This is a genomic window from Micromonospora fluostatini (genome assembly GCF_050410825.1).
GTDB lineage: Bacteria > Actinomycetota > Actinomycetes > Mycobacteriales > Micromonosporaceae > Micromonospora > Micromonospora rosaria.
Genome location: NZ_CP191251.1, coordinates 5,680,935 through 5,705,296, shown reverse-complemented (window position 1 = coordinate 5,705,296; position 24,362 = coordinate 5,680,935). Strand labels below are relative to the sequence as shown.

Annotated in this window: 21 protein-coding genes and 1 tRNA gene; 13 read left to right on the top strand and 9 right to left on the bottom strand. The window is 73.6% G+C overall.

Features of this window, described 5'->3' with window-relative positions; translation table 11 throughout:
* Window positions 1-95: 95 nt before the first annotated feature.
* Window positions 96-1,478 (bottom strand): M48 family metallopeptidase, encoded by a 1,383-nt coding sequence (locus ACQUFX_RS25320; RefSeq protein ID WP_428962759.1) that lies wholly within the window; start codon window positions 1,476-1,478, stop codon window positions 96-98.
* A gap of 157 nt (window positions 1,479-1,635) precedes the next feature.
* Between ACQUFX_RS25320 and ACQUFX_RS25315 the strand changes: the two genes are divergently transcribed.
* Entirely contained in the window at window positions 1,636-4,272 is a 2,637-nt protein-coding gene (locus ACQUFX_RS25315; RefSeq protein WP_428962758.1) for an ATP-binding protein, read from the top strand.
* 171 nt (window positions 4,273-4,443) lie between these two features.
* Here the strand turns inward: ACQUFX_RS25315 and ACQUFX_RS25310 are convergent, their stop codons facing one another.
* Entirely contained in the window at window positions 4,444-4,962 is a 519-nt protein-coding gene (locus tag ACQUFX_RS25310) for a MarR family winged helix-turn-helix transcriptional regulator (protein ID WP_428962757.1), read from the bottom strand.
* A gap of 101 nt (window positions 4,963-5,063) precedes the next feature.
* Between ACQUFX_RS25310 and ACQUFX_RS25305 the strand changes: the two genes are divergently transcribed.
* Complete coding sequence (locus ACQUFX_RS25305; protein ID WP_428962756.1) at window positions 5,064-5,645, top strand: YceI family protein; 582 nt, start codon at window positions 5,064-5,066, stop codon at window positions 5,643-5,645.
* 231 nt (window positions 5,646-5,876) lie between these two features.
* Complete coding sequence (locus tag ACQUFX_RS25300) at window positions 5,877-7,355, top strand: glutamate--cysteine ligase (protein WP_428962755.1); 1,479 nt, start codon at window positions 5,877-5,879, stop codon at window positions 7,353-7,355.
* Window positions 7,356-7,494: 139 nt separating this feature from the next.
* On the opposite strand, the gene ACQUFX_RS25295 is transcribed toward ACQUFX_RS25300, so the two are convergent.
* Window positions 7,495-9,315: a hypothetical protein gene (locus tag ACQUFX_RS25295; RefSeq protein WP_428962754.1), complete on the bottom strand. Its 1,821-nt coding sequence runs from the start codon at window positions 9,313-9,315 to the stop codon at window positions 7,495-7,497.
* Window positions 9,316-9,487: 172 nt separating this feature from the next.
* Between ACQUFX_RS25295 and ACQUFX_RS25290 the strand changes: the two genes are divergently transcribed.
* Window positions 9,488-10,156 carry a PASTA domain-containing protein gene (locus ACQUFX_RS25290; RefSeq protein ID WP_428962753.1) on the top strand — a complete coding sequence of 223 codons (669 nt, stop codon included), beginning with the start codon at window positions 9,488-9,490 and terminating at the stop codon, window positions 10,154-10,156.
* A 12-nt stretch (window positions 10,157-10,168) separates the two neighbouring features.
* Here ACQUFX_RS25290 and ACQUFX_RS25285 read toward each other — a convergent pair whose 3' ends face one another.
* Window positions 10,169-10,645 (bottom strand): hypothetical protein, encoded by a 477-nt coding sequence (locus ACQUFX_RS25285; RefSeq protein WP_428962752.1) that lies wholly within the window; start codon window positions 10,643-10,645, stop codon window positions 10,169-10,171.
* Between the two features lie 91 nt (window positions 10,646-10,736).
* Window positions 10,737-11,033, bottom strand: coding sequence for a hypothetical protein (locus ACQUFX_RS25280; RefSeq protein WP_428962751.1), 297 nt, complete (start codon window positions 11,031-11,033; stop codon window positions 10,737-10,739).
* Window positions 11,034-11,693: 660 nt separating this feature from the next.
* Between ACQUFX_RS25280 and ACQUFX_RS25275 the strand changes: the two genes are divergently transcribed.
* The 3 genes from ACQUFX_RS25275 to ACQUFX_RS25265 all read left to right on the top strand — a co-directional run bounded on the left by ACQUFX_RS25275 (window position 11,694) and on the right by ACQUFX_RS25265 (window position 13,381).
* Window positions 11,694-12,572 carry a helix-turn-helix domain-containing protein gene (locus ACQUFX_RS25275; protein ID WP_067364049.1) on the top strand — a complete coding sequence of 293 codons (879 nt, stop codon included), beginning with the start codon at window positions 11,694-11,696 and terminating at the stop codon, window positions 12,570-12,572.
* Window positions 12,539-12,763, top strand: coding sequence for a DUF397 domain-containing protein (locus ACQUFX_RS25270; RefSeq protein ID WP_083978404.1), 225 nt, complete (start codon window positions 12,539-12,541; stop codon window positions 12,761-12,763). Before ACQUFX_RS25275 ends, ACQUFX_RS25270 begins: the two co-directional genes overlap by 34 nt.
* Window positions 12,764-12,970: 207 nt before the next feature.
* Entirely contained in the window at window positions 12,971-13,381 is a 411-nt protein-coding gene (locus tag ACQUFX_RS25265; protein ID WP_428962750.1) for a hypothetical protein, read from the top strand.
* On the opposite strand, the gene ACQUFX_RS25260 is transcribed toward ACQUFX_RS25265, so the two are convergent.
* Window positions 13,346-13,972, bottom strand: coding sequence for a hypothetical protein (locus ACQUFX_RS25260; protein WP_428962749.1), 627 nt, complete (start codon window positions 13,970-13,972; stop codon window positions 13,346-13,348). The genes ACQUFX_RS25265 and ACQUFX_RS25260 overlap by 36 nt on opposite strands.
* Before the next feature lie 214 nt (window positions 13,973-14,186).
* Here ACQUFX_RS25260 and ACQUFX_RS25255 point away from each other — a divergent pair, with 214 nt between their 5' ends.
* A complete protein-coding gene (locus ACQUFX_RS25255; protein WP_428962748.1) occupies window positions 14,187-16,052 on the top strand; it encodes a S8 family peptidase in 1,866 nt (621 codons plus the stop codon).
* Between the two features lie 171 nt (window positions 16,053-16,223).
* Here ACQUFX_RS25255 and ACQUFX_RS25250 read toward each other — a convergent pair whose 3' ends face one another.
* The 3 genes from ACQUFX_RS25250 to ACQUFX_RS25240 form a co-directional block, all read right to left on the bottom strand.
* Window positions 16,224-17,030, bottom strand: coding sequence for a WecB/TagA/CpsF family glycosyltransferase (locus ACQUFX_RS25250; RefSeq protein ID WP_428962747.1), 807 nt, complete (start codon window positions 17,028-17,030; stop codon window positions 16,224-16,226).
* 52 nt (window positions 17,031-17,082) lie between these two features.
* Window positions 17,083-18,156, bottom strand: a complete 1,074-nt coding sequence (locus ACQUFX_RS25245) for an NAD-dependent epimerase/dehydratase family protein (protein WP_428962746.1) — start codon at window positions 18,154-18,156, stop codon at window positions 17,083-17,085.
* Window positions 18,157-18,265: 109 nt separating this feature from the next.
* Window positions 18,266-18,351 (bottom strand) — tRNA-Leu (locus ACQUFX_RS25240).
* A 263-nt stretch (window positions 18,352-18,614) separates the two neighbouring features.
* Between ACQUFX_RS25240 and ACQUFX_RS25235 the strand changes: the two genes are divergently transcribed.
* From ACQUFX_RS25235 to ACQUFX_RS25215, 5 genes are read left to right on the top strand one after another with little or no spacing between them, the layout of a single operon-like run.
* On the top strand, window positions 18,615-19,418 hold the full coding sequence (locus ACQUFX_RS25235; protein ID WP_067364028.1) for an FhaA domain-containing protein: 804 nt from the start codon (window positions 18,615-18,617) through the stop codon (window positions 19,416-19,418).
* A 6-nt stretch (window positions 19,419-19,424) separates the two neighbouring features.
* Window positions 19,425-19,913, top strand: coding sequence for an FHA domain-containing protein FhaB/FipA (locus ACQUFX_RS25230; RefSeq protein WP_067364025.1), 489 nt, complete (start codon window positions 19,425-19,427; stop codon window positions 19,911-19,913).
* Complete coding sequence (locus ACQUFX_RS25225) at window positions 19,910-21,343, top strand: PP2C family protein-serine/threonine phosphatase (RefSeq protein WP_428962745.1); 1,434 nt, start codon at window positions 19,910-19,912, stop codon at window positions 21,341-21,343. The genes ACQUFX_RS25230 and ACQUFX_RS25225 overlap by 4 nt, the downstream gene beginning before the upstream one ends.
* Window positions 21,344-21,371: 28 nt before the next feature.
* Complete coding sequence (locus ACQUFX_RS25220) at window positions 21,372-22,859, top strand: FtsW/RodA/SpoVE family cell cycle protein (protein ID WP_428962744.1); 1,488 nt, start codon at window positions 21,372-21,374, stop codon at window positions 22,857-22,859.
* On the top strand, window positions 22,856-24,361 hold the full coding sequence (locus tag ACQUFX_RS25215; protein WP_428962743.1) for a peptidoglycan D,D-transpeptidase FtsI family protein: 1,506 nt from the start codon (window positions 22,856-22,858) through the stop codon (window positions 24,359-24,361). The genes ACQUFX_RS25220 and ACQUFX_RS25215 overlap by 4 nt, the downstream gene beginning before the upstream one ends.
* Window position 24,362: the final 1 nt, after the last annotated feature.

Sequence of the window (24,362 nt, the reverse complement as noted above, 5' to 3'; positions counted from 1 at the left end):
AGGCCGAAGGGCTGCCGCAGACCCCGGCCAGGGTGAGGGGCCGGCGGCCAGCCGGTGGCGGACCCCGGCCAGGGCGGGGAGCCGGCGGGGACGGGTCAGGTGGAGGGGCTGGCGGTCAGCCAGTGGCGCAGGGCCGAGGGGTCACCGGCGGCGGCGACGAGCACCTGCCGGGCGTCCACCCGGTCGCGGGCCGGGTCGACCAGGACGCCCCGGACGGCCGGGTGCTCCAGCCGCCACCCGCGCCGCAGCAGGGCGTCCTCGACCAGGAACACCAGGGCGCCGGGCGGGTCATCGTCGTCGTACGGCTGCTCGTCCGCCAGGTCCGCCACCGGGATGTCGAAGGCGGCGGCCAGCACCTCCCGGGTCCGGGTCCGGACCACCTGGTAGACCTCCAGGTCGTCGACCGGCTCCCGACCGAGGACGGTGGCCACGTCGGCGCGGACCGAGTCGGCGTCCCGGGTCGCCCGCCGCCGCCACCAGGCGTCCGGGGCCTCGGCGAAGGTGGTCCACCGCAGGGACTCCGGGAACGGGATGCCGAGCAACCGGCGGACGAGCCGGCGCTGCTGGCGTGGGGTGAGCGGCGGGACCGGCACCGGGTCCGGGCTCGGCCGTACCGTCAGGGGCGTGGTGCCCAGTGCCCGTACCGGCCCGGCCAGGCCGGGGTGGATCGTCGCCAGCAGGTCGGCCGTCTCCTCGTCCCAGTCGGACTCGCCGAGGCCCCGGTGCACCACCCGACGCCACCCGTCGTCCAGGTCACGGACGCCCACGCCCCGCCGCCACAGGTTCCGTTCGGGCACGCCGAGCAGGTCCAGGAAGTCGTCGAGGTACGTCTGCGCCACCACGTGCGCCAGCGCGGTCGCGCGGGCGGCCGGCTCGCCGCCACCGGCCACGGTGGCCGCCGCCGCGTCCGCGTCCCGCTGCACCTGCGCGGCGAAGGCGTCCAGTTCCCGGCGGAGCCGGGTGGCCCGGCGCAGCTTCCGCCCGGTCTCGTCCGTGCTGTCGCGCACCGCGTCCGTCCAGACGGTGACCAGCGGTACGACGAGTCCCGCCCGCCGGTTTCGCAGCAGGGCGAGCCGGTGGCCCAGGACGGCCCGCAGTTCGGTCCGGCTGAGACAGGCCAGCACCGGAAGACCGATCCGCAGGCACCGCTGCCCGTGTGTCACCTCGGCCTCGATCACCGGCTCGGCGGACAACAGCACCCGGTCGGGCGGCTCGGTGCCGAGGTGCCGGGCGACCTCCGCCACCAGGGCGGACAGTTCGGGGTGGGTCTCCGGGGTGACCGGCACCCCGTCCCGGTTGCCCCACCGGACGGTCACCTGGTCGACCAGGGCCAGCACGGCGAGCCAGAGCAGGAACAGCGGGGCGAGGGCCACCGCGACCGCGCCGTACACCACCGGCCCGAGTGCCCCGCCGTGGCGCAGCACCAGCCAGCGGGCCCGCCAGACACCCAGGCCACCGGGCAGGTCGTCGTCCACCATGCCGGCATCCTGCCTGCTCCGAAAATCCTGATCAATCCGACCGGGCAGATCGTGATCAATGCGACGAGCCGGCCGGCTGTCGGGTTTCGGCAGGTCAGGGTCGGGTGCCCGACGCTGCCCTGCCCGCTGTCGACAGCGGCCCGTAGGGTCGGGGGCCATGACTCCGGGCCATGATCAAGGGGTGGGCGCGGCCGGTGGTGTCCACCTGCCGGACCTGCTGCGGCGGCACCGGCTGGCCGCCGGTCTGACCCAGGCCGAGCTGGCCACCCGGGCCGGCGTCGGCGTCCGCACGGTACGGGACCTGGAGCGGGGGCACTCGTCGCGCCCGCAGCGCACCACCGTCGAGCTGCTCGTCGGTGCGCTGGCGCTGACCGGCCCGGCCCGGACGGCCTTCATGGCCGTCGCCCGGGGAGCCGCCGCCGGGCCCGAGCGCGTCGCGCCGGCCGCCGGCTCCGACGGTCCTCCGGCGCTGCCCGCCGGGCCCGTGCTGGTCGGCCGGGACCGGGAGGTCGCCGAGCTGGTCCAGCTCCTGATCGACCCGTACGGCCCCCGGCTGGTCGGCCTGGTCGGGCTGGCCGGGGTGGGGAAGACCGCGCTGGCCCTGACGGTCGCGCACGCGGTGGCGACGCGGTACCCGGCCGGGGCCGCCGGAGTGCCGGTCGGCGCGGGCGCGGACGCCGACGACGTCCTGGCGGCCGTGGCGGCGGCGTTCGGGGCGGACCACGTCGACGACCTCGCCACCCGGCTCGCGGGCCGCCCGGCGGTGCTGCTGCTCGACGGCGCGCACGGGGCACCGGAGGGGGTGGCCGAGGCGCTGTTCCGGCTCCCGTCGCTCGTTCCGCAGATCCGGCTGCTGGTCACCGGCCGGCAACCGGTCGGGGTGCCGGGGGAACGGGTCCGGCCGGTCGCCCCGCTCGGCGTACCGCCGCCGGAGGCCGACGGGGAGGGGGCGGTGGCGCTCGCGGCGTACCCGGCGGTGGCGCTCTTCACCACCCGCCTGGCCCAGGTCCGGCGGGAGCCGCCGACCCCGGCGGAGCTGCCGGCCCTGGCCGCCCTCGCCCGGCGGCTCGGCGGCCTGCCACTGGCCATCGAGCTGATGGCCGCCCGGACCCGGATCCTCGACCTCACCGAACTGCTCGCCCGGTACGGCGACCGGGTGCTCGACCTGGCCGGGCCGGCGCAGCGGACGGGATGGCCGCCGCCGGGTCAGGCAGCCGCCGGGCGGGACGCCACCGGCCCGGCGGTGGTGACCCTGCGGGAGGCGCTGGCGGACAGCTACCGGCTGCTCACTCCGCCGGAGCGGGAGGCGCTGCGCCGGCTCGCCGCGTTCCACCACCGGTGGTCCGTGGACCTGGCCGAGGAACTGCTCGCCGACGAGGCCGACGCGGACGGCACCGTGACGGTCGATCCGGTCCCGGTGCTGGACCGGCTGCACGACCTGGGCCTGCTCGACGTCTCCGCCAGCGGCCCGTTCCGGTTCCGGCTGGTCGGCCTGGTCCGGGCGTTCGCCGCCGAGCAGGCCGACCAGGCCGGCGAGGCGCGGGCGATCCGCCGCCGGCACGCCCAGGTGGTCGCCCGCCTCGTCGGGCGTACCGCGCCCGATCTGGTCGGGCCGGGCCTCCCGGGGGCGGCCCGCCGGCTGGACGAGGTCGCCGCCGACATCGCCTCGGCGCTGGAACACGCGGCGGCCGACGAGCCGGAGACCGCGCTCCTGCTGGCGGCCGGCCTGTCCGGGTGGTGGCGGTTCCGGGGGCGGGAGGCGGCCGGGCGGCAGTGGCTGTGCCGGTTGCTGGCCGACCCCCGCACCGCCGACGTCGATCCGGTCCTGCGTGCCTGGGCGTTGCTCGGGGCGGCGGAACTGACCGCCGGTCGCCGGGCCGGCGTCGAGGAGGTGGCCCACGCCCGTACCGCCCTGGCCGCCTTCCGGGTCGCCGGGGACGTCGGCGGGGAGTTGGCGGCCCGGACGGTGCTCTGTTCGCTGCTCATCGCCACCGGCGCCCACGACGAGGCCCGGGAGCAGGCGGAGAAGGTGCTGGTCCTCGCCGCCCGGACCGGGCGGATCCGGGACATGGCGGTGGCGCAGAACAACCTCACCTGGCACGACATCCGGGTCGGTGACCTGTCCGGGGCCCGGCGCCGGTTGGCCGCCGCGGGGCGGCTCGCCGCGCAGTGCGCCGACCAGCGGCTGCGCCTGCTGACGCGGGCCAACCTGGCCGAGGTGGCCCGGCTGGAGGGCCGGTACGCCGACGCGGTGGAGCAGGGCCGGCAGGTCGCGGCGGCGCTGGCCGACCTGGGCGACCCGGGGTACCACCGGCGGGTGCTCGGCACGGTCGGCCTGGCGCTGGCGCAGGACGGCCGGGCGGCCGAGGCGACCGACGTGCTCCGCGAACTGCGTACCCGGGCCGGCCCGTCCGGGTCGCCGTCGGCCGGTCGGGCGGACCCGGTGGGGTCAACGGGCCCTCCGGAGGACGGCGTGGGCGCGTTGGTCGAGGGCACCATCGCGCTGCTGCGGGGTGACCGGGACCTGGCGGCGGAGTGGTTCGCCGTGGCCGCCGACGCAGGTGGTGACGGCCAGGACCGTCGGGACGTGGTGGAGGCGCTGGTGGGGCTGGCCGCGAGCACGACGGACGTCGGGGTGCTGGACCGGCTCGACCAGGTCTGTCAGGAGAGTGGCATCCGACTGCTGCCGCACGAGGAGGGGTTACTGTACGCGTTGACGGTGACGCGGTACGTTGGTCCTCACCGGAGTCGGGTAACCTCCTCCGGAGGGTGGCGCGAGCGATATGCCCCCTGATATGTCCTCGCCCATCGCTCGCGCCGGCATCCCCCGGTGCTCCCCCGCATGGTGAAGACTAGCCACCGCTGTAAAGCCTTTACGCCCCTTTTGTGGGCCTATTCCGTCGCTCCCCGTTAGTTCTGCCGGTCTTTCTGCCGGTGCCCGGCCCCGGCCCCGCTGTCGGGTCGGTCAGGTGGCGGAGCCCTCGTCCCGTGGTCGGGCGAGGTGGGGTGGCAGCTCGGTGCTGCCGGCGGTCGCCCCCGGGTGCACCGCGTCCCGTACCTGACGCAGGCCGTCGAGCAGGGCCGCCAGGGCCGCCGGGTCGAGCTGGCCGGTGAACCACTGCTCGATGATCCGCAGGTGGCCGGGGAGGACGTCGTCCAGCCGCTCCAGCCCGGCCTGGGTGACCACCGCGTACGAACTGCGCCGGTCGTTGGGGCAGGCGCGCCGGCAGAGCAGGGCGTCGCGCTCCATCCGGTCGACCACCCGGGTCACGCCACTGGTGGAGAGGGAGGTCTGCGCGGCAAGATCGGTCATCCGCAGTTGGTTGCCCGGCGAGCGGGCGAGGCGGGTCAGCACCTCGAACTCGACCGACGAGAGGCCGTGCTCCTCCAACTGGGCGGCGAACCGGGCCGACAGCCCGGCGTGCGCCTCGACGAGCAGGCCGACGGCCGTGATGCGGGGGTCGTCGAAGACGTTCTGGTTCACCGGTCCAGCATAGCAGTACTTGACACGAGGAATATTGCTGTAGCTATAGTTGCTGACGCAAACGTTGATTCGCTCGTACACCTCTCTTGGAGGGCAGTGCCATGACCGTCAACACCGACGCGGTCACCCGCGACTGGAACGGCCTCACCATCCCCACCCCCGGCACCTACCTGCTGGACGCGGCGCACAAGCGCGTCGGGTTCGTCGCCCGGCACATGATGGTCAGCAAGGTGCGCGGTGAGTTCACCGAGGCCACCGCCACGATCACCGTCGCCGAGGACCCGCTGGCCTCCTCGGTCAGCGCCACCATCCAGGCGGCCAGCCTGACCACCGCCCAGGGCGACCGGGACGCGCACCTGTGCAGCCCCGAGTTCCTCGACGTGGAGACCCACCCCACGCTGGAGTACCGCAGCACCGGCGTGAAGTCCCAGAACGGCAACGAGTTCGTGCTCTCCGGCGAGCTGACCATCCGGGGCGTCACCCGCCCGGTCGACCTGGCCGTCGAGTTCGAGGGCGTCGGCCGCAGCCCGTTCGGACAGGACATCTTCGGCTTCACCGCCAGCACCGAGATCGACCGGGAGGACTTCGGTCTGACCTGGAACGTGGCCCTGGAGGGCGGCGGCGTGCTGGTCGGCAAGAAGGTCAAGATCGAGATCGAGGGCGAGGCCATCCGGCAGGCCTGACCCGCGACCGGCACCGGGCCCGCGCGTCGTCGACGACGCGCGGGCCCGGTTGTTTTCCCAGCTCGCGCCGCTGCCATGCGGGCGGGTGACGATTCTCTCCCGATCGACGTCAGGCGGGGCGGAGCCGCCCGTCACCGGTGGCCGGGGCACGCTGCCGCTCATACGGTGGATGCTTCACAATGCGCTCTCGGGACGGTGCGTTCCGGTCGCGCCACCCGCCGGGAGGAACAGATGGGCAAGGATGTCGCGCAACGCGCCTACTCCCGGGAGGACCGGGTCCGCTACCGGCAGAAGGTCCGTCGGTGCCTGGACGTCTTCGCGTTGATGCTCGACGACTTCGGGTTCGACGCCGACCGGCCGATGACCGGCCTGGAGATCGAACTCAACCTGGCGGACCCGGCCGCCGAGCCCGCGATGCGCAACGACGAGATCCTGGCCGAGATCGCCGACCCGCTGTTCCAGACCGAGCTGGGCCAGTTCAACCTGGAGCTGAACGCGCTGCCCCGGCTGATCGAGGGCACCGGCTTCACCGACTACGAGAAGGACCTGCGCAGCAGCCTCAGCCGGGCCGACGAGCGGGCGGCGAAGTCGGACGCGCGGATCCTCCTGGTCGGTATCCTGCCCACCCTCACCGAGCGGCACCTGGTGGCCGACAACCTCTCCACCGCCGAGCGGTACCGGGTGCTCAACGACCAGATCGTGGGGGCCCGGGGCGAGGACATCGAGCTGGACATCCGGGGCGTGGAACGGCTCCAGACGCACACCGACTCGATCGCCCCGGAATCGGCCTGCACCAGCCTCCAGGTCCACCTCCAGGTCGCGCCGGACAGCTTCCCCGACTACTGGAACGCCTCCCAGGCCATCGCCGGCGTCCAGGTCGCGGTCGGGGCCAACTCGCCCTACCTGTACGGCCGGCAGCTCTGGGCGGAGACCCGGATCGCCCTCTTCCAGCAGGCCACCGACACCCGGCCCGACGAGCTGAAGGCCCAGGGGGTACGGCCCCGGGTGTGGTTCGGCGAGCAGTGGATCACCTCGATCTTCGACCTCTTCGAGGAGAACGTCCGGTACTTCCCGCCGTTGCTGCCCATCGTCGAGGACGAGGACCCGGTCGAGGTGCTGCACGCCGGTGGCGTACCCGAGCTGGCCGAACTCCGGCTGCACAACGGCACCGTCTACCGCTGGAACCGGCCGGTCTACGACATCATGGACGGCCGCCCGCACCTGCGGGTGGAGAACCGGGTGCTGCCGGCCGGGCCGACCGTGGTGGACATGCTCGCCAACGCCGCCTTCTACTTCGGGCTGGCCCGGGGGCTGGCCGAGGCGGACCGGCCGATCTGGAGCCAGCTCCCGTTCAGCTCCGCCGAGGAGAACTTCCACGCCGCAGCCCGGCGCGGCATCGGGGCGACCCTGCACTGGCCCCGGCTCGGCGAGGTGCCGGTCACCACCCTCGTGCTCGACGTGCTGCTGCCGCAGGCCGCCGCGGGGCTGGACCGGTTCGGCGTCGCCCCGGCCGAGCGGGACCGGTTGCTCGGCATCATCGAGCAGCGCTGCCGGACGGGACGCAACGGCGCGGTCTGGCAGACCGAGACGGTGCTGTCCGCCGAGCGGAACCGGGGCCTGGACCGGGACGCCGCCCTGCACCACATGGTGCAGCGGTACGCGGAGCTGCAGGGCGGCAACGAGCCCGTGCACACCTGGCCGGTGGACTGACCGTCCCGCCGTGGGGCCGCCGCGCGGGCGGCCCCACCACCGGTCGCTGGGGTCCGGTGCCCGGTCCAGGGGGCCGGTGGCGGGCCCGCTCTGGTGCTGGGGGCCGGCCGGTGGTCGGCCCGCCGAGCAGGGGGTCGGCTCAGCGGGTTCGGCGGCCGGCGCGGGGTGTGCGGGGCTTGGGCGCCGCTGCGTCGGCGGGGCCGGTGGGTGCCTCGGCGGTCGGCTCCGGGGTGACCGTCGATCCGTCCGGTGGCGCGGCGTCCGGCTGACCGCCCGACCCGGCCGCCGAGGCGTCACCGGCCCCGGTGGCCCGGCCGCCCGTCGCCGGGTCGCTCGCGGTCCGGCCCGGCGTCGACGCGGTACGGGTGCGCGGTCTCGGGGCGGCCGGGCGGGTGGCCGGGCGGCCGGCGGGGCCGACCGGTTCGGCGGGGCTGACCGGTTCGGCGGGGCTGACCGGTTCGGCGGGGCTGACCGGATCGGCCGGGCTGACCGGATCGGGGCCCTCCAGGGCGGACCCGCGTGACACCGGGCCGGTCCCGTGCGCAGCCGGGGCGGGTTCATCCGGTGCCGGGGCGGTCGGGGCGGTGTCGGGGCGCGGCGGGTCGGTGGGACCGGCGGTCAGGCGCGGTGCGGGTGCCGTCGAGGGTACGGCGGCGGGCAGCGGATCGGGGGCGAAGGCGGCCGGGGAGGGGCGTGCCGACCCGGTGCGCTGTGCGCGGGCCCGTCGTCCGGCGGCGCGGGTGGCGGACCGTTGGCCCAGGGCGGCCACCAGTGCCGACGCGCCCGCCCCGACGATGACCGCGTACGGGGCGACGAGGTGGGCCGACACCTGCTCGGCGCCGAGCGTTCCCAGCCGGGGTACGACCAGGAAGTACGCCACCGCGACCAGCAGCGGCCCGGCCGCCCCGGAGACCGCCGCGCCGACCCGGCGCAGGGGGTCGCGGGCGTACCGCCGAGCGGCGGACACCCCGATGACCAGGGCGGAGCCCAGCGCCAGCGCGGCACCGGGCCAGTAGAAGTAGTCCCGCAGCCAGAAACCGGCGTTGTCCGCACTGAGCTGCCAGATGCCGAGTTGGGCGGTGCTCAGTCCACGCCCGGCGAGCACCCCGTCCACCACCGCCGCCACGGCGAGCAGCCACAGCCAGGCCACGGTGGCGACCAGGTTGGCCCGGGCGGCGGGAGAGTGCAGCGCCCAGAGTGCGACCAGGAACCCGAGCAGCACCCCGGCGCCCGCGTACCCGGCGGCGACGGCCTGCGGGGCGCTGGTCCCCGGCAGTTCCGCCACCCGGGCCGGTACGGCCACCAGCAGGACGGTGGTCAGGGCGCCGATCGCGGCGGCGACGGCCAGCGTGAGGCGGCCCAGGGTGCCGCCCCGGGCCGGGTCCTGACCGGGCTCGCCGAGGACCGGTGGCGTGTCCCGACCGGTCGGGGCGGTGCCGGCCCGCTCGGTGGCCGGGGCGGTGCCCGTCGCGTCGGCGGCCGGGTCGGCGGTGTGCGCCGCTCCGGTGGCCGGTGCCGTGCCCGACCCGGTGGCCCCGACCGGGCTCCCGTCGCCGCCAGCGGGGACGGCCTGCCCGCCGCCAGCGGGGACGGCCCGTTCGATGGTGGTGGGAACGGCCTGCCCGCCAGCAGCGGGGACGGCCCGTCCGGTGGCGGTGGGGCTGGTCCGGTCGGCGTCGGGCGGCGGGGTCGGGTCGGTGGCCGGCTCCGGGCGGTCGGTGGCGGGCCCGGCGGGTCGCTCCCGCAGTCGTTGGGCGCCGATCGCGCCGACGACGGTCGAGGTGGCGGCGATCCAGGTGGCCCAGGCCAGGCTGGCCACCCAGGCCGCCTCCTCCGGCGCGGTGCCGGCCGGCGCCCAGGTGATGATGCCCAGCCCGTAGCCGAAGCCCAGTTGAGCCGCGCCCGCCCCGGCGGCGACGCCGGTCGCGGTGGCGATGGATCCTCCCCAGCCCCTGGCCATGCCGGGGAGCGTAACCGCCCCGGGCGACCGCGGCGAGTCGTGGCGGAGCGCTGATCACGGGTCGGGTTCGGGTCGTGACGCGCGGTGGTGTGCGCTGATCCGGGCCGGGGGCCGTCCTGCCGGTTAGCGTGGGGCCACGAGGGCCAGGGTGCCCGCACGGAGGGAACGTGCGATGAGCGACGACCGCCAGGAGCCACCCACCGGAGAAGACGACGACCGTACCCGGCAGTTTCCGCCTGAGCGCAGCACCCCGGCGGCCTGGTCGGGCCGGGCCGGCGTGCCACCGCCCCGACCGCCGGGCTACCCGGAGCCGGAGGCCGAGTGGTACGGCGACGAGCCCACCGGCCGCCGCTGGTGGACCCCGATCCTGCTCGGCCTGGTCGCGTTGGCGCTGCTCGGGCTGGTGGGCACCGGGTTGTGGCTCGCCAGTCAGCCGACGGGGGACACCGAACCGGAGTCGTCGCCGACGGCCGCTCCCAGCCTCGCGCCGACGACGGGCACGCGGACCTCGGCGACTCCCGGCAGCACCCCCGCGACCACCCCGCCGACGACCACCCCGGCCACCACCGCGCCCACCACCGGCTCGGCCACGGTGCCGGTGCCGCCGCTGGTGGGGCTCGCCCAGGGCACGGCGGAGACGATCCTGGACCGGCTGGGGGTGCGGTACCGGCTGACGTACCGGAGCGCCCCGGCCCGGCCGGGCACGGTGATCGAGACGGACCCGGCGGCCGGTACCCCGGTACCGGTGGGGCAGGAGGTGACCCTGGTGATCTCCGAGGGGCCGGCCTCGGCGCCGACGACCGCGCCGACCAGCGGTCCGCCGGCCACCGTCACACCGTGACCTGACCGGCTCTCACCACATCCGGCGTCTGGCCCCGAGCAACCCGATGCCGGTCAGGGAGATCACCAGACCGCCGACGCCGGACCAGAACAGGGACCGCCCGTCGTCCGCCCGACCGCCCGGCTCGGGGCGGGCCGCCCCGACGGCGGTACCGCCGCCGGTGCCGGACCGGGTCCCGGGGGCGGGTGCCCGGTCGGCGGGTGCTCCGGCGACCGGCTGCTCCGGCGGGCCGAGCGGGGCGCCGCCCCGGGCCGGACCGTCCGGGCTCGTCGCCCACGGATCGGGGTACCGGTCGACGGTCGCCCCGGGCTCCTCGACGACGGGGATCTCCGGGGCGGGTACCGGGGTCTCCAGGCGGGTCGCCGAGAGAGCGGGGTCCCGCGCCTCGACCGCCAGGGTGGTCGCGGCGCCGAGGACCGCCAGCAGCCCGAGGGCGTAGCCGATCCGGAGCCGGTGTCGTGGCGTGGCGGGCAGACTGAGCATGGCCATCCCAGGTTCGGGGTCTGAGGCCGCGCGGGGTGGAGCGTGCCGGGGTGGGCGTACCGAGTCTATGGCGGTGGGCCCACCCCGGGGGCGGGAACTACGAGGTCAGGCCCACTCGCACGGGGGTCCGCGCGATCGGCCGGCGGGCCCGTACGGTGTGCTGACGCGGCTCCGGCGCGGCCCGGAGCTGGCGCAGTCCCACCGCCTGGACGTAGATCTGCCGGCGGCTGACCGCGTCCCCGGTCGCGTCCAGCTCGTACCCGTCGAGCCAGAGCCAGCCGTCGTACGTCGGCCAGTCGTGTACCCGGATCACCCGGAACATGATGGGGCGGCGGAGGAACTGGACACTCGCCGCGCGAGTCACGTGCAGAACGTCACCAGAGCGGGGAAGCACATGGGCTCCTGGAGAAGTGATCCGCCGACGGGCACGCCGGCGGGAAGCTGGACAGGGAAGGTCACAGCACGGCAAAGGCTCGTGCCTCTTCGGCCGGCTGTGTGGGCAGATCGTGGTGGTCGGGCGGGCTCGCTGGTGGCGTGCCGACACCCGACCATCACTCGACCGCACCCGGCTACCGCTCCCGCCGCCGTAGCCTTCAGGCCTACGGTCGCGGGGTCATTCCCGGGGCGAGTCCGTCATCTGTTGCCGCAGCTCAGGGCCGCTCACATCGCCCTGGTGCGGGGCGTTCGGAGCGAACCGGTCCGGTGGTCGACCGGGACGGTCAGTAACCCGAGCCACACGGACAGACTGCATGAGTGACGCGATTCATGCAAGTTGCACGTCGACTTTTGCCGATGCGTGAACGCCCAACGAATTTGCGGACGTGAACACACCACACGAGCCCGCTTGAAGCTCTCGATCCATGACGGCACACTGGACGCCCGTTTCGCCGTCGCGGCCGGCCGACGAACGGCACCACCCCCATGCCGCGAACGATCGCCCGCCGTTCGACCCTGCGCGCCCGCGGCGGGCGTCGACGTAGGCGCGATCTACCGGAGGTAGCGCGGGTGAGCGCGAGTGTCCCGGGTTTCGGACCAGTAGACCCCGGGGTGGGCCGTGAGTGAACGGCGCAGCCCCACGATCCGACGCCGCCGGCTCGGCGCGGAACTCCGCCGCCGGCGGGAGCAGGCGGGCATCACCATAGAGGTGGTCGCCGAGCAACTGGAGTGCTCGGCCTCGAAGGTCTCCCGGATCGAGACCGGCCACACCACCGCCACCCCGCGGGACGTGCGGGACATGCTCAGGATCTACGGCGTGGACGGCGCGGAGAGCGACGAGTTGGTGCAGTTCGCGCGGGAGGCGCGGCAGAAGGGCTGGTGGCATCCGTACAACAACGTCCTGGCCGGCGCGTACGTCGGGCTGGAGGACGCCGCCCGGGTGATCAAGACGTACGAGCAGCAGGTGGTCTCGGGCCTGTTGCAGACCGAGGAGTACGCCGACGCGATGATCCGGCTCGCCCGGCCGGACCTGCCCGCCGAGGAGGTACGCCAACGGGTGCGTGTCCGAATGGGACGTCAGTCGTTGTTGACCCAGGACGACCCGGTCAATCTGTGGGCGGTGCTCGATGAGGCGGTGGTGAGCCGGCCGGTGGGCGGCGACGCGGTGATGCGTGGTCAGCTCAGGCGGCTGGTGGAGGCGGCGCAATTGCCGAACGTGACACTCCAGTTATTGCCGTTCGCGGCGGGCGCGCACGCCGGCATGGACGGCACGTTCACCATCCTCGGTTTCCCCGAGCCCGGTGACCCGGATGTCGTGTACGCGGAGAACGCCACGGGTGGGCTCTTCCTGGAGAAGAGCGACGAACTGCAGAAGTACAACTTCATCTTCGACCACGTTCGAGCAGCGGCCATCGGACCGGAGGAGTCCATTGCACACATCGCGACACTGGCAGAGGAGCCGTTGTGGAAGTGGCGAAGGGGTTCCCCGCGGACCTGACGCAGGCGTTCTGGTTCAAGAGCTCGAAGAGCGGGCCGAACTGTGACAACTGCGTGGAGGTGGCGTACGCGAGCAGCGCCGTCGGGGTCCGGGACTCGAAGGACCGGTCCGGGCCGGCGTTGATGTTCGCTCCGGGTGACTGGCACGCCTTCGTCGCCGGTGCCAGGAAGGGTGTGTTCGGCCGGGACTGACGAACCGGCGGAGACCGAGGGGCGCGGAACCGTTCCGGCAGCGTGGCCGGGCCGGGGCCGCGTCCCTCGGCGTGCTCGGCGGCCGTCGGCGGCGACGGCGTGGCCGAGGCCGTCGCCACTTCCGGTCCGTCTCGTTGTACCCCTCGTTACGGCGCTGGTCGACAGCCCGCCACAGCAATCCGGAACCGAGCGAGGCAGGCGAGACGGATGACGACGATCGGGTCAGACAACCACACCAACGGTCCGGGCAAGCCGGAACGGTTCGGTGGCAAGTACCGTGGCGCCCGCCGGGACACCGTCCTGACGGAGGTGGTCTCCACCGACGGCGACCTCGACGGGCGCACCGGGATGCCGTCCGCGCCGGAGCAGGTGCCGTCGCCACTGTCCCTGCCGTCGCTGGACCCGAACCCGCTCACCGAGCCCTCGTTCCCGCCGTCCCGGTGGGCCGGGGAGTCGAGCGAGTCGCTGGTGGACCACCCGCTCCTGCGCGGTCTGCTGCTGGAGTTGCCGCCCAAGGGCAGCGTGCCGCCCCCGGGCTGGCTGGACCGCTGGTTCGAGGCGACCCGGGCGATCCTGGAACTGCTATACGTGCAGGGCTCCGGCGGTCGTACGCGGTAGGTCGCCGGTCGGCTCCCGCAGCGCGGCGGCCGGCTCCGACAGCGCCCGCTCGGCGAGCCGGTTGTGCCGCAGCGCGTGCCGGACCGCGACGGCGGTCATGGCGAGCACCGCGACGGTGACCGCCGGGCCGGTGATCCCCGGGCCGTCGAGCACGCCGAAACCGTTGGCCGAGAGCACCCCCACCACCGTGGCCACGCCGGTGACCTGGAGCGGCAGCCCGATCAGCGGGTGCGCGGCGGCGGCCCGGAGGCCGTGCGGCGCGGGCGTCCGCGGGGCCGAGGCGAAGGCCCCCGCACCGGCGGAGAGCCGGCGCAGCCGACGGAGGGTGCAGACCGCGACCAGCAGCGCCGGCCCGGTGGCGAGGGCGAGGCCCGCCGCGGCCCGGTCGGCCGGGGCCGCCCCGGGGCTCTGCAACCCGGCCATCAGCACCGCCCCGGTCAACCCGAGGCCGGTCAGGGTGAGGCCGAACAGCCAGTGCACCCGCCGCCGGAGGGTACGGGCCCGGTGAAGCCGGGGCATCCCCTCCGCGACGATCCCGGCGGCGAGCCAGACGGCGGCGACCGTCAGCAGAACGGTGAGATGGCTGTCCATGTCTCTACCCTTGCCCATTCGCGGGCCGACCGAATCCGGGACGCCACCCCGCCTCTCCCGTACCGCACCCCGTAGGGGTCATCGTGCCGGCGTGATGGAAGGTTCGACATGTTTAAATCTCTTGTGATCTCCCCTAGCCTCAGCGTGATCGGCCGACGTCGTTCCGTAGTCACTGGTTCGGTTCGACCGTGGCCGGTCGGAGGGAGGTAGGGAAATGGGTATCCCACACAGGTCCGTCCTCGTCGGAGTCGCCGCGCTCGCCATGCTCGCGGCCGCTACCCCCGCCATGGCAGCCGAGCCGGTCGGCCCGATCCGGGCCGCCGGCGGGGCCACCGCCGTGGCGGACAGCTACATCGTCGTGTTCAAGGACACCGCCGTCGAGCGCGGCAAGGTCCGGGACACCGCCGGCCGGCTGGCCGGCCGGCACGGCGGGGCGGTGGCCCGCACCTACTCGGCCGCCCTGCGCGGCTTCGAGGTCACGGTCGACGCGAAGGCCGCCGCGCGGATCGCGGCGGACCCGGCCGTCGCGTACGTCGAGCAGAACCACACCGTCTCCATCGCCGGGACGCAACCCAACCCGCCCTCCTGGGGCCTGGACCGCGTCGACCAGCGGGCACTGCCGCTGGACAGCTCCTACACCTACCCGAACACCGCCGGGAACGTGCACGCGTACATCATCGACACCGGGATCCGGTTCAGCCACAGCGACTTCGGTGGCCGGGCCGTCTCCGGGTTCGACGCGGTGGACGGCGGCGCGGCGGACGACTGCAACGGCCACGGTACGCACGTGGCGGGCACCGTCGGCGGCGGCGCGTACGGCGTGGCCAAGGGCGTCACCCTGGTCGGCGTCCGGGTGCTGAACTGCGCCGGCAGCGGCACCAACGCCGGGGTGATCGGCGGGGTGGACTGGGTCACCGCGAACGCGGTCAAGCCGGCCGTGGCGAACATGAGCCTCGGCGGTGGGGCGAACGCCTCTCTCGACACCGCCGTCCGGAACTCGATCAACTCCGGGGTGACGTACGGCCTGGCCGCCGGCAACGACAGCGGCGCCAACGCCTGCAACGTCTCGCCGGCGCGCACCACCGAGGGGATCACGGTCGGCTCGACCACCAACACCGACAGCCGGTCGTCGTTCTCCAACATCGGCACCTGCGTGGACATCTTCGCGCCCGGCTCGGCGATCACGTCCGCCTGGCACACCAACGACACGGCGACCAACACCATCAACGGCACCTCGATGGCGACCCCGCACGTGGTCGGCGCGGCGGCCCTGGTGGCCAGCGTCAACCCGTCCTGGACGCCGCAGCAGGTCCGCGACTACCTGGTGAACAACGCCACCGACGGGGTGATCCCCAACCCGGGCACCGGCTCGCCCAACAAGCTGCTCTACGTGGTCAACGGGGACACCCCGCCGCCGACCGACGACTTCTCGGTGGCGGTGTCGCCGACCAGCGGCTCGACCGCGCCGGGCGGCTCGGTCACCGCGACGGTGGCCACCGCCACCACCAACGGCTCCGCCCAGACGGTCGCCCTCTCGGCCAGCGGGCTGCCCAGCGGGGCGACCGCCACGTTCAGCCCGGCGAGCGTCACCTCGGGCGGGTCGTCGACGCTGACCGTGGCCACCGCCGCCGGCACCCCCGCCGGGACGTACCCGGTGACCGTGACCGGCACCGCCGCGTCGGGTACCCGGACGGCGACGTACCGCCTGACGGTGACCGGCCCCGGCGGTGGCTGCTCCGGCAGCAACGGCACCGACGTGGCGATCCCGGACGCCGCCCTGGCCGGGGCGACCAGCCCGATCGTGATCGCCGGCTGTGGCCGGGCCGCGTCGGCGTCCGCCTCGGTCGCCGTGCAGATCGTCCACACCTACCGGGGTGACCTGGTCATCGACCTGCTCGCCCCGGACGGCTCGGCGTACCGGCTGAAGAACAGCAGCATCCTCGACGGTGCGGACAACGTGAACGCGACGTACACCGTGAACCTGTCGTCGGAGGCGGCGGACGGCACCTGGCAGCTTCGGGTGCGCGACGTCTTCTCCGGTGACACCGGCCACCTCGACACCTGGAGCCTGACCCTCTGATCGACCGCGTCCCGCCCGGCCCCGTCCACGGGGCCGGGTCGGGCCGCCGAGCGCGTTCCGTCCCGGTTGTCGTGGCCCGGTCGAGAGGGTGGCCACGACAACCCGGAGGGGACGCGCTCGTGCGTCGGCCCCCGGGTCGGGCTCAGCCGCTGCCGGCCCCCCGGGTCGGGCTCAGACGGCGAAGGTACGGGGGCGTTCGGTGGCCGGGGCCGGGGCCGGGGCCTTCCACAGCCCGGTCTTCTGCGCCGCCAGCCGGCCCAGGTACGCCGGGTTGAGGATCACGTACCGACGCCAGAGCCGCTTCGGCTCCAGCCCCAGCCGCCAGAACCACTCCAGCCCCACCTTCTGCATCCACGGCGGGGGGTTCTTCAGCAGTCCGGCGTGGTAGTCGAAGGCCGCCCCGACCGCCATCATCGGCATGTCCAGCAGCGGACGCATCGCGTACGTGAAGACCTCCTGGCGGGGGCAGCCGAGCCCGACCAGCACCAGCCGGGCCCCGCTGGCCCGGATCCGGTTGGCGATCTCGACGTCCTCGCCCGGCTGCACCTGGCGGAACTTCGACGGCTCCACCCCGGCGATCTTGAGAGCCGGGAACTTCCGGCCCAGCTCCGGGATCAGCCGGGACAGCGTCGCCTCCGTGGAGCCGTAGAGGTAGACCGGCAGCCCCTCCTCGGCGAAGCGGCGCAGCACGTGCAGGGTGAGCAGCGGGCCGTAGACCCGGTCCGACAGGTTGGCCCGGTGCAGCAGGTTGAGCGCCCAGCGCACCGGCTGCCCGTCCGGGGTGACCACGTCGAAGGAGTTCAGCCGGGCGTTGTGCGCCGGGTCGAGCACCCCGGTCATCACCCCGTGCACGGCCAGCGCGGTCAGCGCCAGCGGTCGCCGCTCCCACGCGGCGGCCACCACCTGCTCGGTGGCCGAGGCGTAGTCGGTGGCGTCGACCAGGACGCCGAGGACGTTCCTTTTGCCCTGCGCCGTCACCGCCGCACCTCCCGCACGCCCGTCGCCGGGCGGTCGTCGCCGGTGTGCCCGCTCATCCGGCCGACACCCACTTGTCGATGTTGGCCTCGTGGATCTCCCGCATGATCATGGGTACGTCGTACACCTGCTTCCAGTCGGGGTAGTCGGCCTGGAAGGCCTCGTTCGAGCCGATCCACCACTTGTGGTCGCCGATCCGGTTGGCCTCGACGTACTCGGTCACCATCTCCTGGCCGGTGATCTGCTCGGCCAGCGCGAACGCCTCCCGGTTGGAGACGTTGGAGTGCCGGCCGCCGCCGAGGTTGTAGACCGCCGCCGAGCGGGGGTTGCGGAAGAACGCCTCGAACGCCGAGACCACGTCCGAGCTGTGGATCGCGTCGCGCACCTGCTTGCCCTGGTATCCGAAGATCTTGTACGTCCGGCGTTCCATGTTCGCCCGCATCACGTACCCGAGGAAGCCGTGCAGCTCGGTCGCCGAGTGCGCCGGGCCGGTCAGCGTGCCGCCCCGGAAGCAGGCGGTCCGCATGTCGAAGTAGCGGCCGTACTCCTGCACCATCACGTCGGCGGCGACCTTCGAGGCGCCGAAGATCGAGTGGAGGCAGGCGTCGATCGACATGTCCTCCCGGATGCCCTGCTCGTACGGGTGCCCCGGCTCGATCTCCCAGCGGGTCGCCAACTCCACCAACGGCAGGCTGTTGGGGCGGTCGCCGTAGACCTTGTTGGTGGAGCAGTGGATCACCGGTGCCTCGATGCAGTGCTCGCGCACGTTCTGCAACACGTTGAGGGTGCCGGCGGCGTTGACGTCGAAGTCGGTGAACGGGTCCCGGACGGCCCAGTCGTGGGAGGGCTGCGCGGCGGTGTGGATCACCACGGCGATGTCCCGGCCGTAGCGGGCGAAGAGCCGGCCCAGCGCGTCCCGGTCCCGGATGTCGATGCTGTGGTGCGCGTACGCGTCGCCCAGGTCGTCGGCGAGCCGGCGGACGTTCCACGCGGTCGACGCCTCGGCGCCGAAGAACTCCTGCCGCATGTCGTTGTCGATCCCGACGACGTCGAGCCCGAGACCGGCGAAGTGCCGTACCGCCTCCGATCCGATCAGACCGCCTGATCCGGTCACCAACGCGACAGTCACACGCCACTCCTGGTCCATGGGAGGCAGAAAAACCATCGGAGCATAGCGTGACGCCCGGCACGCCCTGACATGAAGCGAGGGCCCCGCATCGTGCGAGGCCCTCGTCTGGTGGTGGGGAAGGGGGGAGTTGAACCCCCACACCCTTTCGGGTACACGGACCTGAACCGTGCGCGTCTGCCATTCCGCCACTTCCCCGTGGCTTGCCGGGATCACTGTAGCGGCCCCGATCCCGCTGTCTCCAGCGGGCCCGGCACATACTACGCTGAGCCTGACCATTGCCGCGATCGGATACCGTCCCAGGCTCGGACACCGTTCCAGTGATCGGTTAACGTGCCTGTTGATCGGTTACCGTTCGTGGCGGACGAAAGAGTAGCACGACAGCAGCGGCCCGTCCGAGCGGGCCGACGACAGGCGGTCGAGCGGCGTGTGAGCTGCACGCGCGCCGGCCGGATACCATCATGTCCTCGGGACCCGAGGAGGAGCCGGTGAGCGTGCTGCAACGCTTCGAGAAGCGACTGGAAGGCCTGGTTGAAGGGGCCTTCGCCAAGGTCTTCAAAGGGGTGGTCCACCCCGTGGAGATCCTCAACGCCATGCAGCGGGAGGCCGAGGCGCACAAGGCGATCCTGGCCGGTGGGCGCACGTTGGTGCCCAACCGCTACGTGATCGATCTCTCGCCGTACGACCACAGTCGGCTGGCGCCGTACGCCGCCGCGCTGGCCCAGGAGCTGGCCCAGTCGCAGGCGGAGTTCATCGGCGAGCAGGCCTGGACGGTCTACGGCGACGTGATCGTCGAGATCGAGCGTGGTGAGGGCCTCGACACCGGCATGTTCCGGGTCACCGCCGAGGTCTACACCGGTGGCGACGTCGCCCCGGTCTCCGCGCCCGGCTACGACCAGGGCGGCTACGACCAGGGCCCGCCCGGGTACCCCTCCTACGACCAGGGCGGCGGCTACGGCCCTCCGCCCGGCCACGGCGGTGGGCGCAACGTCCGGCTGGTCTCCGGCGACGGGCGGACGTACCCCCTCCAGATGGGTTCGACCGTGATCGGCCGTGGCGACCAGGCCAACCTGCGCCTGCCCGACGTCGGCATCTCCCGCCGGCACGCCCGGCTGGACTTCGACGGTGGTCAGGTCGTGCTGACCGACCTGGGGTCGACCAACGGCACCATGGTCAACGGCCAGCGGGTCTCCGCCGTCGCGCTCAACCCCGGTGACATGATCCAGCTCGGCACCACCACCCTGACCTTCCGCGTGGACGGCTGACCCGCCTTGCCGGAACTCGTCATCACCGTCGCCCGGTTCGGGTTCCTGATCCTGTTGTGGATCTTCGTCTTCACGGTGGTCGGCGTGATCCGCCGGGACCTCTTCGCGGGGGCCCGGTCCGGTCGGCTGGTGGCCGCCCCACGCGCGGTGGGCGCCCCGGCCGGGCAGCAGCCGGCGAAACCGGCGAAGGTCAAGCGGGGGCGGGCCGCGCACCAGCTGGTGGTCACCGCCGGTCAGCTCGCCGGCACCCGGATCACCCTCGGCGAAGCGCAGATCACCATCGGGCGGGCCGAGGACTCCACCCTGGTCATCACCGACGACTACGCCTCGGCACGGCACGCCCGGTTGGTGCCGCGTGACGGGCAGTGGTTCGTCGAGGACCTCGGTTCGACTAACGGCACGTACCTCGATCGCGCTAAGGTCACCGGACCAACCCCCGTCCCCCTCGGCGTGCCGATCCGGATCGGCCGCACTTCCCTCGAATTACGGCCATGACTCTGACCCTGCGCTATGCGGCCCACAGCGACCGCGGTCTGATCCGAGACGGCAACCAAGACTCCGTCTACGCCGGGCCGCGGCTTCTCGCCGTTGCCGACGGTATGGGCGGCATGGCCGCCGGTGACGTCGCCAGCAACATCGTGATCGGTGCCCTGGCGCCGCTCGACGAGGACGTCCCTGGTGACGCGCTCGTCGACGCGTTGCGCTCAGCCGTCGGCACCGCCAACCAACAACTCCGCGACACCGTGGACGCCAACCCCCAACTGGAGGGGATGGGCACCACCCTCACCGCGACACTCTTCTCCGGCAGCAAGATCGGTATGGTCCACATCGGGGACTCCCGGGCCTACCTGCTGCGCAACGGTGAGTTCGCGCAGATCACCAAGGACGACACGTACGTCCAGATGCTCGTCGACGAGGGCCGGATCAGCGCCGAGGAGGCGAGCAGCCACCCGCAGCGGTCGTTGCTCACCCGGGCGCTGGACGGCCGCGACATCGACCCCGAGTACAGCGTCCGCCAGGTGCTCCCCGGCGACCGGTACCTGATCTGCAGCGACGGGCTCTCCGGGGTGGTCAGTGCCGAGACCATCGCGGACACCATGCGGGAGTACACCGACCCGCAGCAGTGCGTCGAGCGTCTGGTGCAGCTCGCCCTGCGCGGCGGTGGCCCGGACAACATCACCGTGATCATCGCGGACGCCACCGACCGGGACATCGTGGAGTCGTCCCCGATCGTCGGGGGCGCCGCCGCCCGGGACCGGGGCATGGCGACCTCCGCCGACGTCTCCACCCCGGCGGCCCGCGCCTCGGCCCTCTCCGCGCCCCGCCCGCCGGCTCCCGAGGAGCCGCCCGCCGGCCGCGACGACGAGCCGGACCAGCCGAGGCGTCGTCCGGTCCGGACCGCCGCCATGCTGGTGGGGCTGCTGGTCATCATCGGCGGTGGCCTCTTCGCCGGGTGGAGCTACACCCAGCGGCAGTACTACGTCGGCGCCACCGACGCCGGGCAGCTCGCCGTCTTCCGGGGGGTGCCCGGCCAGGTCGCCGGGATGGACCTCTCCACCCTGCACTCCACCAGCCCGGTGCTGCTGGACGACCTCACCCTGGCCGCCCAGGAGCAGGTCAAGCAGGGCATCCAGGCGCGCAGCGAGACCGACGCGGCACGTCGGCTGGCCGACCTGACCAGCGACGACCCGACCAACCCGAACCTGAAGCCGCTCTGCCCGCCGAGCCCGTCGCCGAGCGCGCCGGAGTCGCCGGAGGCGTCGGCCCCGCCGAGCCCCCGGGCCAGCGCGGCGGCCAGCGCCGAGGGGCGCAGCCCCCGGCCGGAGGCGTCCGCCACGCCCACCCCGACCACCACGCCCGACGTGCTCCCCACCGACACGGTTCCGCCGGTGTTCGACCCGGCGGGCTGCCGGTCGGCCGAGTGAGCGCCGGCTCGAACCCGAGGGACGACGCGTGACCGCAGCGGCCACCCCGGCTATCTCGCCCCCCACGGGCGAGCAGTCCGGCGTGCGCCTGGCCCGGTCCCGGCGCAACTCCGAGCTGTCGCTGCTGCTGCTGGCCATGGTGCTGGTCGCCGCGTACCAGGCGACCATCGAGGCGACCCTGCTCGACACGGTCACCTCGGACTTCTGGGTGCCGGCCGCCGCGCTGACCGCCGTCTTCCTCGGCGTGCACGTGGTGGTCCGGTTCCTCGCCCCGTTCGCCGATCCGGCCCTGCTGCCGGCGGTGGCCCTGCTCAACGGGATCGGGGTGGGCTTCCTGCGCCGCCTCGACCTCGACGACGCCGCCCCGGCGGACCGGGCCGACCTGGCCACCTTCGCCGGGATCGGTGGCCGCCAGTTGCTCTGGACGCTGATCTCGGTGCTGCTCGCCGCCGGGCTGCTGGTGCTGATGCGCGACCACCGGTCGGTCTCCCGGTACGCGTACACCCTGGGGCTGGCCGGCATCGTGCTGGTGATGATCCCGGCGGTGCTGCCCGCGCGGTTCTCCGAGATCAACGGCGCGAAGCTGTGGATCCGGGTCGGCAGCTTCTCCATCCAGCCGGGTGAGTTCGCCAAGCTGGCCCTGCTGGTCTTCTTCGCCTACTACCTCGTGCGCAAGCGCGAGGTGCTCTCCCTGGCCAGCCGCCGGTTCCTCGGCATCGACTTCCCCCGGGGCCGGGACCTCGGCCCGGTCCTCGTGGTCTGGGCGATCAGCCTCATGGTCCTCATCTTCCAGAAGGACCTGGGCACCTCGCTGCTGTACTTCGGCATGTTCGTGGTGACCCTCTACATCGCCACCGAACGGGTCAGTTGGCTGCTCATCGGCCTGATGCTGTTCTTCGTCGGGGCCTACATGGCGTACGTCCTCGGCAGCACGGTCGGGGGGCCGTTCGCCAACTTCTACGTCCGGGCGGAGATCTGGCTCGATCCGTTCGCCGACCCCACCGACAAGGGTTACCAACTCGTCCAAGGGCTGCTCGCGCTCGGCACCGGCGGGCTGTTCGGGGCGGGGCCGGGTGGCGGTGAGCCGGGCATCCTCCCCGAGGTGCAGAACGACTTCATCTTCGCCGGTATCGGCGAGGAGATCGGCCTGTTCGGGCTCTCCGCGCTGCTCATCGTCTACCTGCTGATCGTCGAGCGGGGGCTGCGGGCCGCGCTGGCGGTCCGGGACTCCTTCGGCAAGCTGCTCGCCGGTGGCCTCTCCTTCACCATCGGCCTCCAGGTCTTCGTGATCGTCGGCGGGATCAGCGGGCTCATCCCGCTCACCGGTCAGACCACCCCGTTCCTCTCCGCCGGTGGGTCGTCCCTGATGGCGAACTGGCTGATCATCGCGGTGCTGCTCCGGGTCTCCGACGCGGCCCGCCGCCCGGTCGCCAGTGGCGGCGGCCCGGCGGCCCGCCCCGGCGGCGGCCCGCCGCAGCAGTTGCACGGTGCCCCCACGGAGGTGATTCGCCCGTGAACGCACCCCTGCGCCGCGTCGGTGTGGTGGTCATGGTCCTGTTCGGCCTGCTCTTCGCCAACCTGAATTGGGTCCAGGCGTACAAGGCCGACGAGTACCGGACCAGCGACTACAACGGCCGCGTCCAGGTCGCCGAGTACGACCGGCGGCGGGGCAACATCGAGGCCGGGGGCACCGCCCTGGCGACCAGCAAGGCCACCGAGGGAAACCTCAAGTACCTGCGCACCTACCCGGCCGGGGCCCAGTACGCCCACGCCATCGGGTACAAGCCGGTCAACCTGGGCGACACCGGGATCGAGCGGCTGGAGAACGAGTTCCTGGCCGGGACCAGCGACCAGTTGATCGCCAACCGGGTCAAGGACATGTTCACCGGCGACGAGAGCGGCGGCGGGAACGTGCTGCTCAGCCTCTCCCGGCAGGCGCAGAAGGCGGCGTACGACGGGCTGCGCAACAACCGCAACGGGGCGAGCCGGGGCGCGGCGATCGCCCTCGACCCGCGTACCGGGGCGGTCCAGGCGCTGGTCTCCATGCCCAGCTTCGACCCGAACCCGCTGGCCAGCCACGACAGCCGGGAGGCCAGCGCGGCGTACAACAAGTACGAGCAGGACCCGGAGGGCCCGTTGAAGAACCGGGCGCTCTCCGAGACCCTCCCGCCGGGCTCCACCTTCAAGATGGTGGTGGCCGCCGCCGCACTGGAGGACGGGGTGACCCCGCAGACCCGGATCCCGGCCGGGTCGAGCTGGCGGGCCGCCAGCGGCGGCAACACGATCACCAACGCCGCGCCGTCGATCTGTCCCGAGCCGCAGGTCACCCTGCTCAACGCGGTCACCGAGTCGTGCAACACCGGCTTCGCCCAGCTCGGGGTCCGGCTCGGCGCGGACACCATCAAGGAGAAGGCCCGCCAGTTCGGCTTCGAGCAGGACGACCTCACCGTCGGCCAGCTCGGCGAGGGCGGCCACCGGGTGGCGGCGAGCCGCACCGGCGACATCCAGAACCCGGACGGCAGCACCGACGAGGCCGCCCTCGGCCAGTCCGCGATCGGGCAGCGGGACGTCCGGATGACCCCGTTGCAGGGCGCGTTGATCGCGGGGGCGATCGCCAACGGCGGCGCCCAGATGCGGCCGTACCTGGTCCGTCAGCTCCTCGCCCCGGACCGCACCACCACCTACTACACCGCCAAGCCGCGCGAGCTGCGCCAGCCGGTGAGTTCCCAGGTCGCCGGCGACCTGCGGGACATGATGGTGAACGTGGTCCGGGAGGGCACCGGCCGCAACGCCGCCTTCAACGGCTACACCGTCGGCGGGAAGACCGGCACCGCCCAGTCCGCCGAGGACCGGCAGGACCACGGCTGGTTCATCGGCTTCGCCCTGGACCGCGACGGCAACCCGGTCTCTGCGGTCTGCGTGGTGCTGGAGGAGGCCGGCGACGGCGGCAGCGCCGAGGCGGCCCGGATCGCGGGCCAGATCATGCGCGCCGCGGTGACCGACGCGGGGGGCCGCTGAC

Excerpts from the sequence above, each read along its gene's own strand:
- ACQUFX_RS25320 (WP_428962759.1), bottom strand. The coding sequence starts at position 1,478 with ATGGTGGACGACGACCTGCCCGGTGGCCTGGGTGTCTGGCGGGCCCGC.
- ACQUFX_RS25315 (WP_428962758.1), top strand. The coding sequence starts at position 1,636 with ATGACTCCGGGCCATGATCAAGGGGTGGGCGCGGCCGGTGGTGTCCAC.
- ACQUFX_RS25305 (WP_428962756.1), top strand. The coding sequence starts at position 5,064 with ATGACCGTCAACACCGACGCGGTCACCCGCGACTGGAACGGCCTCACC.
- ACQUFX_RS25300 (WP_428962755.1), top strand. The coding sequence starts at position 5,877 with ATGGGCAAGGATGTCGCGCAACGCGCCTACTCCCGGGAGGACCGGGTC.
- ACQUFX_RS25295 (WP_428962754.1), bottom strand. The coding sequence starts at position 9,315 with ATGGCCAGGGGCTGGGGAGGATCCATCGCCACCGCGACCGGCGTCGCC.
- ACQUFX_RS25290 (WP_428962753.1), top strand. The coding sequence starts at position 9,488 with ATGAGCGACGACCGCCAGGAGCCACCCACCGGAGAAGACGACGACCGT.
- ACQUFX_RS25285 (WP_428962752.1), bottom strand. The coding sequence starts at position 10,645 with ATGGCCATGCTCAGTCTGCCCGCCACGCCACGACACCGGCTCCGGATC.
- ACQUFX_RS25265 (WP_428962750.1), top strand. The coding sequence starts at position 12,971 with ATGACGACGATCGGGTCAGACAACCACACCAACGGTCCGGGCAAGCCG.
- ACQUFX_RS25260 (WP_428962749.1), bottom strand. The coding sequence starts at position 13,972 with ATGGACAGCCATCTCACCGTTCTGCTGACGGTCGCCGCCGTCTGGCTC.
- ACQUFX_RS25255 (WP_428962748.1), top strand. The coding sequence starts at position 14,187 with ATGGGTATCCCACACAGGTCCGTCCTCGTCGGAGTCGCCGCGCTCGCC.
- ACQUFX_RS25235 (WP_067364028.1), top strand. The coding sequence starts at position 18,615 with ATGTCCTCGGGACCCGAGGAGGAGCCGGTGAGCGTGCTGCAACGCTTC.
- ACQUFX_RS25225 (WP_428962745.1), top strand. The coding sequence starts at position 19,910 with ATGACTCTGACCCTGCGCTATGCGGCCCACAGCGACCGCGGTCTGATC.